Annotated in this window: 8 protein-coding genes and 1 tRNA gene; 7 read left to right on the plus strand and 2 right to left on the minus strand. The window is 58.2% G+C overall.

Going from position 1 to position 14,391, the window contains the following annotated elements; all coding sequences use genetic code 11:
- Positions 1–304 precede the first annotated feature (304 nt).
- The 3 genes from FKG94_RS02265 to FKG94_RS02275 all read left to right on the plus strand — a co-directional run bounded on the left by FKG94_RS02265 (position 305) and on the right by FKG94_RS02275 (position 3,733).
- A complete protein-coding gene (locus FKG94_RS02265; protein ID WP_142902540.1) occupies positions 305–2,053 on the plus strand; it encodes a putative bifunctional diguanylate cyclase/phosphodiesterase in 1,749 nt (582 codons plus the stop codon).
- Between the two features lie 299 nt (positions 2,054–2,352).
- Complete coding sequence (locus FKG94_RS02270; protein ID WP_142902541.1) at positions 2,353–3,513, plus strand: alpha-hydroxy acid oxidase; 1,161 nt, start codon at positions 2,353–2,355, stop codon at positions 3,511–3,513.
- The gene (locus FKG94_RS02275; RefSeq protein WP_142902542.1) at positions 3,494–3,733 is read left to right on the plus strand and encodes a helix-turn-helix domain-containing protein; all 240 of its coding nucleotides are present in this window, start codon (positions 3,494–3,496) and stop codon (positions 3,731–3,733) included. The genes FKG94_RS02270 and FKG94_RS02275 overlap by 20 nt, the downstream gene beginning before the upstream one ends.
- A gap of 60 nt (positions 3,734–3,793) precedes the next feature.
- On the opposite strand, the gene FKG94_RS02280 is transcribed toward FKG94_RS02275, so the two are convergent.
- A tRNA-Leu gene (locus FKG94_RS02280) sits at positions 3,794–3,880 on the minus strand.
- Between the two features lie 142 nt (positions 3,881–4,022).
- On the opposite strand from FKG94_RS02280, the gene queA reads away from it, so the two are divergent.
- The 4 genes from queA (at position 4,023) to secF (ending at position 9,796) form a co-directional block, all read left to right on the plus strand.
- The gene (gene queA, locus FKG94_RS02285; protein ID WP_142902543.1) at positions 4,023–5,096 is read left to right on the plus strand and encodes a tRNA preQ1(34) S-adenosylmethionine ribosyltransferase-isomerase QueA; all 1,074 of its coding nucleotides are present in this window, start codon (positions 4,023–4,025) and stop codon (positions 5,094–5,096) included.
- 14 nt (positions 5,097–5,110) lie between these two features.
- On the plus strand, positions 5,111–6,238 hold the full coding sequence (gene tgt / locus FKG94_RS02290; RefSeq protein WP_425460021.1) for a tRNA guanosine(34) transglycosylase Tgt: 1,128 nt from the start codon (positions 5,111–5,113) through the stop codon (positions 6,236–6,238).
- Between the two features lie 519 nt (positions 6,239–6,757).
- Positions 6,758–8,623, plus strand: coding sequence for a protein translocase subunit SecD (gene secD / locus FKG94_RS02295; protein ID WP_179957448.1), 1,866 nt, complete (start codon positions 6,758–6,760; stop codon positions 8,621–8,623).
- Between the two features lie 15 nt (positions 8,624–8,638).
- Positions 8,639–9,796, plus strand: a complete 1,158-nt coding sequence (gene secF / locus FKG94_RS02300) for a protein translocase subunit SecF (protein WP_142902545.1) — start codon at positions 8,639–8,641, stop codon at positions 9,794–9,796.
- Between the two features lie 45 nt (positions 9,797–9,841).
- Here secF and FKG94_RS02305 read toward each other — a convergent pair whose 3' ends face one another.
- Positions 9,842–14,386 (minus strand): EAL domain-containing protein, encoded by a 4,545-nt coding sequence (locus FKG94_RS02305; protein ID WP_179957449.1) that lies wholly within the window; start codon positions 14,384–14,386, stop codon positions 9,842–9,844.
- Positions 14,387–14,391: the final 5 nt, after the last annotated feature.

Here is a 14,391-nt window from a genome sequence, read left to right on the forward strand (position 1 = left end):
ATACTTGGGCAATATTGCTGCGTATCGCTTATTCGCGCACAGCCCCTCCTGTTGAATAACAACATCGGCGCATTACATTTTTTACAGTCCGTAAAATAACCTGTGGTCACAGATTGGGCCTCCGAGCCATACCGCCTTAAGCGTAGCCCATATCCTCCTATTGTCCAGCGAACACCGCCTGGCAAACCAATTCGCGCCGTAGGTCTTGTTGTGTAAGTAGCTGTTGGTAGCGCTGGTTTACCCCCAGTTGTCGCCTATACTTGGCAAATTACTCTATTGTTTTAAGCGATGTGCACTGATAGTCATGGCCCAAGACGAAAAAGGCGTCCGCGTTCTCCTTATCGAAGACGATCCGCACGACAGCAAACTCTTTCGCGAAGCATTGGAAGACAGTTATCTACAACATTTCAGTTGCACCATAGCGACGGAGGTGAAAGATGCTATCGGCTGTCTCCTGAATACCTCTTTCGATGTCATTGTGACGGACCTCAACCTTCCCGATTCGAGAAATCTCGACACGGTTAACGACCTGCTCAAGGCCGCTTGTAAAACGCCGGTGGTCATCCTGTCGGGTAGCGAAGATGACGAACTGGTCCTGCAGGCCGTACATGTAGGGGTTGAAGAATACATTTCAAAGCGTTACCTGCACGACAGCAGCCTGATTGTTAGAACTTTACGTCATGCGGTGGAGAGACATCGGTTGAAATTGGGTATAGAAGCTATTCGGGATCGCGAGCATCTTCTGGCGAACTATGACCCTATTACCCGCTTGCCTAACCGTTTACTATTCCTCGATCGCCTCAGTCAGGCGGTGTTGCAGTCTCAGCGCAACAATGAATGCTTTACCCTGTGTTTTCTCGACCTGGACAGATTCAAATCTGTCAATGATACCCTGGGACATGGCGCCGGAGATGAAGTGTTGCGTACGGTCTCCAAGCGGCTGTCGACATTGATTAGAGACAGTGACACGGCGGCGCGACTGGGGGGAGATGAGTTCACTTTGATCCTGCGCCAGACGCATCGGCAAGCCGACCTTGCCAAGATTGCCCAACAGGTGATCGACCTGGTCAATGTTCCGATCAATCTCGGACAAAAAACCTGCTCAGTGGGTGTCAGTATGGGCTTAACCTGCTACCCGCGCCACGGAACTACGCCGAGCCAATTACTCAAGAATGCCGATATGGCGATGTATGAGGCCAAGAATAGAGGCCGTAATCAATACCACTTCTTTTCTCCCCTGTTATCACGGCAACAGCAGCAGGCTTATGAACAGGAAATGTCGTTAAAAGAAACCCTGCAGGGTCTTGCGGGATCTTTTGCGCTGGCTTACCAGCCCAAAGTTAATCTTCTCAATGGACGCATAAGCTCGGTGGAAGCACTGTTGCGCTGGCATCACCCTGCGCTGGGAGCCGTATCGCCGGCCGATTTTATTCCCATGGCCGAGGAGTCAGGTTTGCTTGCACAAATCGACGAATGGGTGTTGCGTCGGGCCTGCCTGCAACTACAGCAGTGGCAGGATCGGGATGAATGGCTGAGCATTTGTATCAACCTCTCGGGTCGTTCGTTTAATGATGACTGTTTTTTGGGTTCGACCTTAGTGGCTGTTCTGGAGGAATACAAAGTTCCAGGACATCGGTTGGAAATTGAAATTACGGAGCACATGCTGCTGGAAAACCTAAAAGAGGTGGAAAAGCGGTTGACGGCATTGAAAAACCTCGGTATTCGCATTGCGATAGATGATTTTGGAACGGGTTTTTCTTCGCTAAGTTATTTAAGCCGGTTACCTATCGATACATTGAAAATTGACGGTGCGTTTATCCGCCATGTTGATACCAACCCTAAAGACCAGGCGGTGCTCAAGGCTATTGTCTCGCTGGGCCGGGCGTTGGAATTGAATGTCGTGGCGGAGTGCATCGAGACCGACGCGCAAAAACAGAGACTCAAAGAGTTGGGGTGTAATGAAGGCCAGGGATTTTTATGGGGAGAGCCGAGCACCGATTGGCAGCCGAAACCGGTATTGCCGGGAAAGTCTGATATCAAACTCATGGGCTGAAGCAGCCACCCATTGACAATTCACCCGGCGCGTTTGCGAACGCCTGTGTCTACCGGCTTCAACAAAAAACCAAATCAATGGACGGGGCTTAACAAAGAAGCCCAGTGGTACAATAATAGCGGAGCAATGGCTGGACTAGTGTGACCTGTGAGGCCTCAGGCGATAGTGAATAAATTGATATATCGCGCGGAAAGTCACTATCGATACGGGCGTTCGTCCGGATAGAGACAGCTCAGGCCCACTTGTTCGCTGTCGAGCCGAAGATTGGCACTGGCTGTAGCCCTTGGATGGAGCTAACCATGAGTGACTATTTTAATTCCGCTTACCCTGACAGCGCAGACTTGGAACGCCGGGCACAACAACGAATGCCCGCTTTCGCGTTCGACTATCTCCAGGGTGGTTGTAATGAAGAGGTCGGGGTACGTCGCAATCGAGATGATATACAGGCCGTTCAGCTTCACAGTGAATTACTCAAGCCCGCTGTGAGCTGTGATTTGAGTGTCGAACTGTTTGGGCATCGATACAGCGCGCCCTTCGGCATTGCGCCGGTTGGCTTACAGGGGCTGATGTGGCCGAAATGCCCAGAAATACTGGCCGCATCGGCTGCGGAGGGGAATATACCGTTTGTATTGAGTACAGTCTCCTCGGCCGGTCTTGAGCGCATCGCCGAAATTACCCAAGGCAATGCCTGGTTCCAGCTCTACAACCCTACCGACAGTGCCACCAGAACAGACTTGTTGCGGCGTATTTCCGCGGCCCGATACCGGGTGCTGGTTGTGACCGTCGACGTTCCTACCTTCGGCTTTCGTCCGCGCGATATCAAAAACGGATTGGCGATGCCCCCCACTATGACCTGGTCAAACATTATCCGGATGCTAACCAGACCGCGCTGGTTACTGGAGACCGCGCGGGCAGGGAAGCCGGAAATGCAAACGCTTAAACCCTATATGCCGAAAAACCTGCTCGCTACCGAACTGGCTGGTTTTATGAATAAGACGGTCATGGGTCCCGTGGATTCTGAGGGCCTTAAAGCTATCCGGGATATGTGGAAAGGTCCCTTGGTGATAAAAGGACTGACCAGCGAATACGACGTCGATAAGGCCGTTGAACTCGGCGCCGATGCTGTAGTGATATCCAACCATGGCGGCAGACAGTTGGACATTGGCGAATCGTCGATCAGGGCACTGCAACGTATAGCACCGAAATACCGCGAAAAAATAAAAATTTTCATGGACAGTGGCCTGCGCTCCGGTCCCAATATCGCCAGTGCGCTGGCTTGTGGGGCAGACTTTACGTTTCTCGGGCGCACCTTTGTTTACGGTGTTGCGGCGCTTGGGAAGAGGGGTGGGGAACACACGATTAACAGCCTGAAGATGCAACTGCAGCAGATCATGAGGCAATTGGGATGCGGCACGGTGGCGCAGTTGTCCCGCCACCGAGTTGTATGGCCTCCCGTTTAAGGCGTGGCGGCTGTTCGGAAATAAAAGCCAGCGGGACGTGGCTGACCAAATAAATATTTCACAATCCGCTTACCAACAGTTGGAAAACTCGGAAGCTAAAAAGCAGAAACGGGGACTGGAGAAACTTGCCAGCGCTTTTGACTGCCAGCTTGAGCAATTAACAGTAATGAAGGAAAACAAGTACTCAGGCAAGCGTGAAACTGCGTCGACACTTTGTTGACACTTTTGCAGGCTAGAAACAAAAAGGCTTACGCCATATTACGTAAGCCCTTGATTTTACTGGTACCAGAGGTCGGACTCGAACCGACACGCCCGTTAAGGCAACGGATTTTGAATCCGTCGTGTCTACCAATTTCACCACTCTGGCTTCTCAGAGGCGCAGATTATAGCAGCGGTTCTACCCGGGTCAACGCCTTATCTGCGGCCGGTAGCCAAAGTGACGGTTTTCCGATACTCTACCCGCCCTCAACGATCACCAGTTTAGCGGATGTGTCCGTCAAGCACAGTCTATGCGTCGCCAGGATTTTTACTACACCTTACCAGACGAACTGATCGCCCGCGCGCCCGCCGCCGAGCGGCGCGGCAGTCGTCTATTGGTCCTTGACGGCCCCTCGGGGCAGGTCAGCCACCGCCGTTTTCCGGATATTCTCGATTGCCTGCAGCCCGGGGATTTGATGGTTTTCAACGACACCCGGGTGATACCGGCGCGGGTATTCGGGCGCAAGCCCACCGGTGGGCGGGTCGAGATTCTGATCGAGCGGGTCCTGCCCGATAACCGGGTGTTAGCTCACACCCGGGCCAGTAAATCGCCCCGGGTCGGCACCGATATCCTGCTTGAAGACGGCACTGTTTTGGCGGTGGTGGCCAGGCACGAGGAGCTGTTTGAGCTGCGCTTCCCGCCCGCCAAGCCGGTACTGGAGGTGCTGGAGAACATCGGCCATATGCCCCTGCCGCCCTATATCGACCGGGCCGATGAGGTGACCGATCGTGAGCGTTACCAGACTGTCTACGGACACCGCCAGGGCGCGGTGGCGGCGCCCACCGCGGGTCTGCATTTCGACGCCGAGTTACTGGAGCAACTGCGGGCTGCCGGCGTCCAGATTGCCTTTGTGACCCTGCATGTGGGCGCGGGTACCTTCCAGCCGGTGCGGGTGGACAATATTCACGAGCACAATATGCACTCGGAGATCATGGAGGTATCCGCCGCGGTCTGTGAGCAGGTGCGCGCCACCCGGGCGGCGGGCAAGCGGGTGATCGCCGTGGGCACCACCAGCGTGCGCTGTCTCGAGACGGCAGCCCAGAGCGGTGAGCTTCAACCCTATCAAGGCGAGACCAATATCTTTATCTATCCCAGTTACCGCTATCGGGTGGTGGACGCCCTGGTAACCAATTTCCACCTGCCGGAGTCAACGCTGTTGATGCTGGTGTCGGCGTTCGCCGGCTACCGCCACACGCTGGAGGCCTATCGCCAGGCGGTGCAAAATCGCTATCGTTTCTTCAGCTATGGCGATGCCATGTTTATCACCCGCAATTCCAACGCCGGCGACGATATGCCCGGCCGGCGCGCCGGGTACCCGGGCTGATGCGCACTTGCCATATGCGGTTTGAGCTGGACACGCCCGGTCAGGCTGCAGGGGCGCGCCGCGGGCGCCTGCACTTTCCCCGTGGGGTAGTGGAAACCCCGGCGTTTATGCCGGTCGGCACCTATGGCAGTGTCAAAGGCATGTTACCGCGGGATATCGGCGCCACCGGCGCCCAGATCATTCTCGGCAATACCTTTCACCTGATGTTGCGACCGGGTACCGAGGTGGTGCGGGCCCATGGCGATCTGCACGACTTTATGCAATGGCCCGGCCCGATCCTGACCGACTCGGGCGGTTTTCAGGTATTCAGCCTGGGCAAGCTGCGCAAGATTACGGAGGCGGGGGTCTCCTTCAAATCGCCCATCGACGGCAGCCCGGTCTATCTGGACCCGGAAACATCGATTCAGGTCCAGCGCGACCTGGGTGCCGATATTGTGATGATTTTCGATGAATGCACGCCGTATCCGGCCACCGCCGCCGAGGCGCGCGACTCCATGGCGCTGTCGCTGCGCTGGGCCGCCCGCAGTAAAGCGGCCCACGGCGACAGTGCGGCGGCGCTGTTCGGCATAGTGCAGGGGGGCATGTACCCGGAGTTGCGCGCCGAATCCCTGGCCGGCCTGACGGCTATCGGCTTTGACGGCTATGCTATCGGCGGTCTCTCGGTGGGGGAACCGAAAGCCGAAATGCTGCGGGTGCTGGAGGAACTGACACCTCTGATGCCGGCGGCGCAGCCGCGTTACCTGATGGGTGTGGGTAAACCCGAAGATATCGTCGAGGCCGTGCGCCGGGGTGTGGATATGTTCGACTGTGTGATGCCCACCCGCAACGCCCGCAACGGCCACCTGTTTACCGGTGCCGGCGTGATCAAGATTCGCAACGCCCGCCACCGTCACGATACCGGCCCCCTGGACCCGGACTGCACTTGCTATACCTGCGCGAATTTCAGCCGCGCCTACCTGCACCATCTGGACAAATGCGGTGAAATCCTGGGGTCGCAGCTCAATACGATTCACAACCTGCATTACTACCAGGCGCTGATGGCCGGGCTGCGGGAGGCCATCGCCGGCGGGCGGCTGGATGGGTTCCTTGAGACGTTTTACGGTGGGTTGGGCCAGTCTGTACCCGAATTGCGGGCCGGTTAGTGGTCTGGGCCATTGTGGTAGAAGGGGAAACCGCTATAATCGCTGGCCAGAATTGGTAGGGATTGTCGGGGCGGTTGTGCTAACCGATCCGGTCCGACTTGAGGGCGCGCTTCTAGAAACACGCCGTAAACCCATCCCTGGGGGCTTGCCTAAGGCACCTACGTTTGGCTCTTCGGCATCCATGCCTCAGAAGGTTTCTAGAAGCGCGCCCTCAAGTCGAACCTACCACCGCAGTTGATAAAATACCGTTGAGAAGTATCGGTAGAGCTACGGTGGTAGGTCCCTGCCCAAGAGCAGGACTTAGGGTTCGAGACCTTGTGAGGCATGGATGCCGAACCAGAGCCCCCAGGGATGGGTATACGGCGTGTCTCGAACCCTAAGTCCTGCTCTTGGGCAGGGGCCGGGTCGGTTGGCACGACCCCGAGGAAATATCCAAACCTCTAAACCCCCTTTTAACCCCAAGAAACGGCCCCATATCAGGCCAGATACCACAAAGATTACACGGCTAAGGTACCCTCTATGATAAACCGCTACCCCCTCTGGAAGTACCTTCTTATTCTCTTTGTGGCCGTGCTGGGGTTTATCTACGCCGCTCCCAATATGTACGCCCCCGACCCTGCGGTGCAGGTTTCGGGTCAATCGAGCGCTATGGAAATTGATCAGCGGGTGCTCGACCGCGCTACCGGGGCCCTGTCCGACGCCGGTATCGCCCACTTCGGCGCCGTGGTGGGGGACAATAATTCGGTGCTGATCCGCCTCGAGGACCGGGAGCAGCAGTTGGCGGCCAAAAAGCGTATTCAACGGGTGTTGGGGGAGGACTACGTCGTCGCCCTCAACCTGGCGCCCACCACGCCGGGCTGGCTCAGGTCGATGGGCGCGGCACCGATGAAGCTGGGGCTGGACCTGGCCGGCGGCGTGCACTTCCTGCTGGAGGTGGATACCGATACCGCTGTGGCCACGCGTCTGGAAACCCTGGTCAGTGAAATCAAAGACCAGTTGCGCGGCGAGGCCCGCTACCAGTCGATCGTGGTCAATCAGGAGAATGTTATCGTGGCCCGCTTCCGATCCGACGAGTTGCGCGATCAGGCAAACAACATTATCCGCAGTGAATTCAACCAGTTGGAGCGGGTCAGTGAGGACGACAGCGACGGCTATTATATCTATGCGCGGCTGACGGATGTGGCGGTGCGCGAGATCGAGGACTACGCCCTCAACCAGAACCTCACCACGCTGCGCAACCGGGTCAATGAGCTGGGGGTTTCCGAGCCGCTGGTGCAGCGCCAGGGGCGCAACCGGGTAGTGGTGGAACTGCCCGGCGTGCAGGACACAGCGGAGGCCAAGCGCATTATCGGCAAGACCGCCAATCTGGAATTCCGGCTGGAAGCGGAACCGAAAGCCCTGGCCTCGCGCAAGGAGCTGTTCGAGTTTCGCAGCGAGCGCGACGCCGGGCGCACCGCCTGGCTGGAGCGCAAGCTGATTATCGCCGGCGATTCCGTCTCCGGGGCCCAGTCGAATTTCGACCCGGAAACCAATCAGCCCCAGGTCAGCATCAGCCTCGACGGTATCGGCGGCAAGAAGATGAACCGCGCTACCCGTACCAATGTGGGCAGGCGCATGGGTGTGCTGTTTATCGAGTATAAAACCAGCATGGACTACCAGACCACCGCCGCCGGTGAGGAAATCGCCATTCCCACCCAGACGGTGGAGAAAAAGATCATCAGTCTGGCCACCATCCAGAGCGCGCTCGGGGTGCAGTTTCGCATCACCGGCCTGGACAGTCCGGCCGAATCCTCGGAACTGGCGCTGCTGCTGCGCTCCGGTGCCCTGGCCGCGCCCATGTATTTCGTCGAGGAGCGCACCATAGGCCCGTCGCTCGGGGCGGAGAATATCGCGGTGGGGGTCAAGTCGGTGCAGATCGGCCTGTCGCTGGTGTTGGTTTTTATGCTGGTCTACTACCGGGTGTTCGGCCTGGCGGCGAATATCGCCCTGGCGGTGAACCTGCTGCTGTTGCTGGCCTGTATGTCGATGTTCGGCGCCACCCTGACGCTGCCGGGTATCGCCGGTATCGTGTTGACGGTGGGTATGGCGGTGGATGCCAACGTATTGATTTTTTCGCGGATTCGCGAGGAGCTTAAAAACGGCCTGCCGATCCAGTCGGCGATCAACTCCGGTTTCGAACGGGCGTTTACCACCATTCTCGATGCCAATATCACCACCCTGATTGTCGCGGTGATTTTGTTCGCCATCGGCTCGGGACCGGTGCAGGGGTTTGCGGTAACCCTTTCAATCGGCATTCTAACCTCGATGTTTACCGCTATCATGGGCACCCGGGCCCTGATCAATCTGATCTACGGCGGGCGTAACGTGCAAAAGTTGTGGATCTAGTGGGGGCGTAAACCAATGGCTGAGATGAAAGTAATTCGTTTTATGGCGCAGCGTAAGATCGCTGCGGTGTTTTCCGCAATACTGTTGCTGGGAGCGGTGGCGTCCCTGGCGGTCAACGGGCTGCAGTTCGGGCTGGATTTTACCGGTGGCACGCAACTGGAGGTCGGCTTCGAGCAGCCGGTGGAGCTGGAGAAAGTCCGGGCGACGCTGGAGCAGCAGTCCATCAGGAATACCTCGGTGGTGCACTTCGGCACTGACGTCGATGTATTGATTCGCCTGCAGGGGGCGTTGAAAGATATCGGCGTACAGCAACTGCAGCGCGATCTGACGGCGTTGACCGAAGGTGCGCAGGTCGAACTCGACAGCAAAGGCATCAACAGCGATCAATATGTCGAGCGCTTGCTGATTCGCGGTGCCCCCGCGCTCGCCGGCGATCCGGTGGCCCTGTTTCCGGTTGCCAGGTACGGCAATGTCTTTACCGAGACCGATGACGACGGCAACCTGGTGGTGTTTCTCAAAACCAGCCTTGAGGAGATAGTAACTCGCGAGTTGATTGCGGGGCTGGCCGCGGCCGCCGGGCAGCCCGCCGAGTTGCGCCGCAGCGAATTTGTCGGTCCCCAGGTGGGCGAGGAGTTGCGCGATGACGGCGGCCTGGGGTTGCTGTTTGCACTGGCAGTGGTGATGGTTTACGTGGCGATGCGCTTTCAGTTCAAGTTCTCCGTCGGTGCTGTCGCCGCACTGGCCCACGATGTGCTGGTGGTGCTGGGGCTGTTTTCGCTGCTGCACCTCGACTTTGACCTCACCGTGCTGGCGGCGGTGCTGGCGGTGATCGGTTACTCGCTCAACGATACGATTGTGGTCTCGGACCGGATTCGAGAGAATTTTCGCAAGGTGCGCAAGAAGGGCTCCGAGGAGATTATCGATATCTCCCTGACCCAGACACTGGGCCGCACCTTGGTCACCTCCGCCACCACCTTGCTGGTGTTGTTGGCGTTGTTTCTGGTCGGCGGTGAACTCATCCGCGGCTTTGCCACGGCGTTGATTGCCGGTATTTTTGTGGGGACCTATTCATCGGTCTACGTGGTGCCGAATGTGCTGCTGCTGATGAATATCAGCAAGGAAGACCTGATGGTGCCGGAGAAAGAAGGGGCCGAACTCGAAGAGACGCTCTGAGTCGGTCAACCCGCCGGAAACTGCGCAGCCCAACCGCGCTCCGCGCTAGGCCGCGCCGTCTTCCTTGACCCGTGCCTGCAACCAGGACTCCAGCTCCGGTTTCGGCAGTGGCCGACTCAGCAGGTAACCCTGGGCAACGTCGCAGCCCTCGCGCTTGAGAAAGTCTCGTTGCGCTTCGGTCTCGACGCCTTCGGCAACGATTTTCATACCGAGACGGTGACCGAGGGCGATGATACTGCCGGCGATGGCGGCGCTGTCGGTGTCGTCGGGCAAATCCTTGATGAAGGTGCGATCGATCTTCAGGGTATCTACCGGAAACTGTTTGAGATAACTCAATGAGGAATAGCCGGTGCCGAAATCGTCGATCGCCAGAGTGACGCCGAGACTTTTCAGGTGTTGCAGCTGCTCGACGATCTCCTGATTGCTGTCTGCCAGTGTATCCTCGGTCAACTCGAGTTTTAACAGGTTGTGGGGGATGTCGGTCTCGGCCAGAATGTCCTTGATTTTATTGAACAACACATCGCCGCCCAACTGTCGGCCGGAGACGTTCACCGCTACCGGCAGCGGCACAATGCCCTGATCCAGCCACGCTTTTTGCTGCCGGCAGGCGTGGAGCAATACCCAGTCGCCGAGGGCGTTGATCAGTCCGGACTGTTCCGCCAGCGGAATGAATTCCGAGGGCGGCAGCAACCCCCGCTGCGGGTGTTGCCAGCGCACCAGCGCCTCCATACCCACCAGCTTGCCGGTGAGCAAATCCATCTGCGGTTGATAGTGCAGTACCAACTCATTGGTCTGCAGCGCCTGGCGCAACTCGCTTTCCAGTTCCAACTGGCGGGATATCTCCGTTGCCATGCCGTATTCATAAAACTGGAAGGCGCCGCCGCCCTTCGCCTTGGCGCTGAACATGGCGGTATCGGCATGTTTCATCAGGGTGCCGATATTGCCGCCGTTTTGCGGGTAGAGGGCGATACCGATACTGGCGGAGACGTAGACCTGCTGGGCCAGGAAAGCGAACGGCTGGACCAGTCGGCGGCAGATTTTTTCCGCGACCCTGACGACCGTCTCCGGTGACTCGATATCGTTCAGCAAAATCGTAAAGTCGTCGCCCCCTAGGCGCGCTACGATATCCGCCCCGCGGATACTGCCCTGCAGTCGCAATGACACCGTCTTCAACAACAGATCGCCGGCGTCGTGGCCCTGGGTATCGTTGACGAGTTTGAAACGGTCGAGGTCCAAAAACATCAGGGCCATCATCTGCTGCTTGGCTTCGGCCTGCTGCAGCAGTTCGCGGGCGCGCTCCAAAAACAGGGTGCGGTTGGGCAGGTTGGTGAGGCTGTCGTAGTAGGCGAGTTGGTGGGCGGTTTTCTCAGCGCTGTTGGTTTTCAGCAGTCGCGCGATCCGCTGGCGCAGCACCGTCAGGTTGACCGGCTTCGGAATAAAATCGGTGGCGCCGCTGGCAAAGGCCCGCTCAATCGACTCCTCGTCCTGCAGTGCGGTGACCATCAAGATCGGCGGCGTCGATGGCAGTTCCAATGTCTGAATGCGCTGGCAGGCGGTGAAGCCGTCCATATCCGGCATCATCGCGTCCATTAATACCAGGTCCGGGCTCTGGCGCTTGCAGGCGGCAACGGCCTCAGCGCCGTTTTTGGCCTCGGAAATGGCGTAGCCGTCGCGCTCCAGGATACCGTGCAGTGCCAGGCGGGCACTGCTTTCATCGTCGACGACCAGTATGCGATGTTGGTCGGGTATTGCCGGCGGTTGTTCTGATGGTGCGGTCTCCTGCAGCGGTTGCTGCGCCAACTGTTGGGTCAGCAGCTCCACCAACGAACGGTATTCACACTCGATCTGTGCCGCCAATTCGCCGGTGCCGGCCATCTGCCGCGCGGCCCCTAGCTGTTCCAGATCCCGGCTGAAGCGGGCCAGCCTGACAGCGCCCAGATTATTGGCACTGCCGGTGATACTGTGTGACAGGGCGTGAATCTTCCCGGCGTCCTCCTCGTTGACGGCGGTTTTGAGGTTCTCTATGTGGCGGGGCGTGTCTTCGAGAAATGCCTCCAGCATGGCTTGAAAACGCTTGCCCACCAGTTCCCGCAGTTTGTCGATGGTTGCCGTATCGAGCGTCGGCAGTTGCTCGATGTCTGCCGTGTCTGGCTGCGGGGCAGTGCCGGTTGAGTCGACGGTTTGGGTCGCGGCAGGCATATCGGCGGCCGGCTCATCGGCAGGCGCAGCCGCCTGTCCGAGCCAGTTGCCCAGCGCAGTCTGCAGGTCCGCCAGGTTTACCGGTTTGGTCAGATAGTCGTCCATGCCGGCGTCCAGGCAGCGCTGGCGGTCGCTCGGACCGACGTTGGCGGTCATGGCGATGATCGGTATGCGGTTGCTGTCGGTCTCCTCGCGGCGGATCAAGCGGGTGGCTTCGTAGCCGTCCATACCGGGCATAATGCAATCCATCAACACCAGGTCAAAATGCTGTTGCTGCAGCAGCGTTATCGCCTCCTCCCCGTCACCGGCCAGGTGGCCTGTATGGCCGAGCCTTTCCAGCATACCGAGGGCAACTTGCTGGTTGGCGGTGTTGTCTTCTGCGATCAGCACTGTGGCGGCGACTGCGGCTTCGACTGCGGCCGGCGCCACTTTGCGGGGAGCTTTGGCCGGGCGCTTGGAAAGCTGTTGGTCGATAGCATCAAACAGTGCCAGTGCTTGCGGCTGGCGCGGCAGCCAGGTAGCCGAGGCGGTCTCGACAGCAGCCTCCCCGGTCGGCTCACCCAGCAGGATGATGTGGGTTTTGCGCAGTGTCTCCTCACTGTGCATGCGCTCGATAAATTCGGTGATCGACAGGTCGTCGATGGGCGTGTCGATAATCACCAGATCGAAAGGTCGACCCTGGGCCGCCGCGGCTTGCAGTGCGCTGAGGCCGGTTTGGCCGTTGCTGGTGGTGCGGTGGAAGGTCTCCCAGTCGAGCAGCGATTTTTCCAGGTGTTCGATAGGCTCGGCATCGTTGCCGACCAGCAGTATGCGCAGGCCCACCAGTTTGGTGTGGTCGATTTCCCTTACCGGTACTGCGCCGACGCCGGCTTCCAGGGGAATGGAAAACCAAAAAGTACTGCCCTGGCCGGGCTGGCTGTGGACGCCGATGTTGCCCCCCATCAGCTCCACCAACTGGCCACAGATCGCCAGGCCCAGACCGGTACCGCCATATTTGCGGGTGGTGGAACTGTCGGCTTGGGCAAAGGCTTCGAAGATGCGCTGTTGCGCCTCGACGGGTATACCGATACCGGTATCCTCCACTTCGAAATACAGCTCCTCCGGAGCGTCGTTGAGCAGTGTGTTGTCACTGGCGCGCAGGCTCAGGCGCAGCGTTACCGAGCCGTGTTCGGTAAACTTGATGGCGTTACCGGTGAGATTGATCAGCACCTGGCGGATACGACCGGAATCGCCGCGCATGCTTGCCGGTACCGGCGCTGCCGTGTCACAGTGCAGGGTGACATCGCGCTGGCGGGCCTGGGTGGTGAGTAACTCCACGATATCCTGCAACATTTCCCGTGGATCGATATCGGTCAGGTGCAGCTTCATTTTTCCGGACTCTATTTTCGAGAAGTCCAGGATGTCGTCAATCAATGCCAGCAGTGACTCGCCCGAGGTGCGGGCCACCTTGATGTACTCCTCTTGCTTATCGCTGAGACCCATTCCGTGCAGCAGTTCCAACATACCCATGATGCCGTTCATCGGGGTGCGTAACTCATGGCTCACCGTTGCCGCAAACTCCCCCTTGACCTGGGCTGACGCCAGCGCCGTGTCACGGGCGCGCTTCAATTCCTGTTCCCGCGACTGCAGCTCCGACATCATGGTATTAAAAGCGGTCTCCATCTCGATGATGTCTTTGGGGCCTTGCAACTGCGCCCGTACATCGGTTTGTCCCTGTTCCGCCCGTCCCATAATCTGGGCGAGGTTTTTGATCGGTTGGGTCACGTGACGGGTGATCATCAACAGCAGCGGCAGCAGGAAAATCGACAAGCCCCCGGCCACCAGCAGATTGCTGCGCAAGATCTTCACGCTCATGGCTTTGAGGCTGTCTTTGCTGACCACCACTTCGACGAAGCCGATCAACTCGCGCAGTGATGTCTCAGTGTCAAACGGGGAACCGCCGCCGGTTACATCCTCCTCCAGGGTTTCTCCCGCATAGACCGGTGCGGAAAAAAACCAGGCGTCGTCGTTCTCTGTGTAGATTTGCTCGGCGACCGGCAGGTTTTTCGCATTGTCAGTGGCGGGGTTGCTGGCACCGAAATGGTAGAGTGTGTTTCTGTCGGGCGTATAGATGGTGACACCGGCAACGTCCGGAAACGCCAGGGTGCTCTGGGCCGACTCCTCGGCACTGTCGGGGCTGCGGTATAACAGTGACAGTGTTGCCTGTTCTGCAAAGGCCTCGGTGACCTGGCGGCCCTCGTTTAACATCTGTTCGTAAACCGTGTTGTTGGACACAGATGAGATAACCAGTGACGAGGTGATGGCCAGACAGCTAATGCCGAGACTGAACGTTAAGACCAGTTGTTGGCGAAAGCTGAGGCGGGACCAGGTTTTATCCGGTGACTTAGACATGGTCG

Source organism: Exilibacterium tricleocarpae, assembly GCF_007004655.1.
In the GTDB taxonomy this organism is placed as follows: Bacteria; Pseudomonadota; Gammaproteobacteria; order Pseudomonadales; family Cellvibrionaceae; genus Exilibacterium; species Exilibacterium tricleocarpae.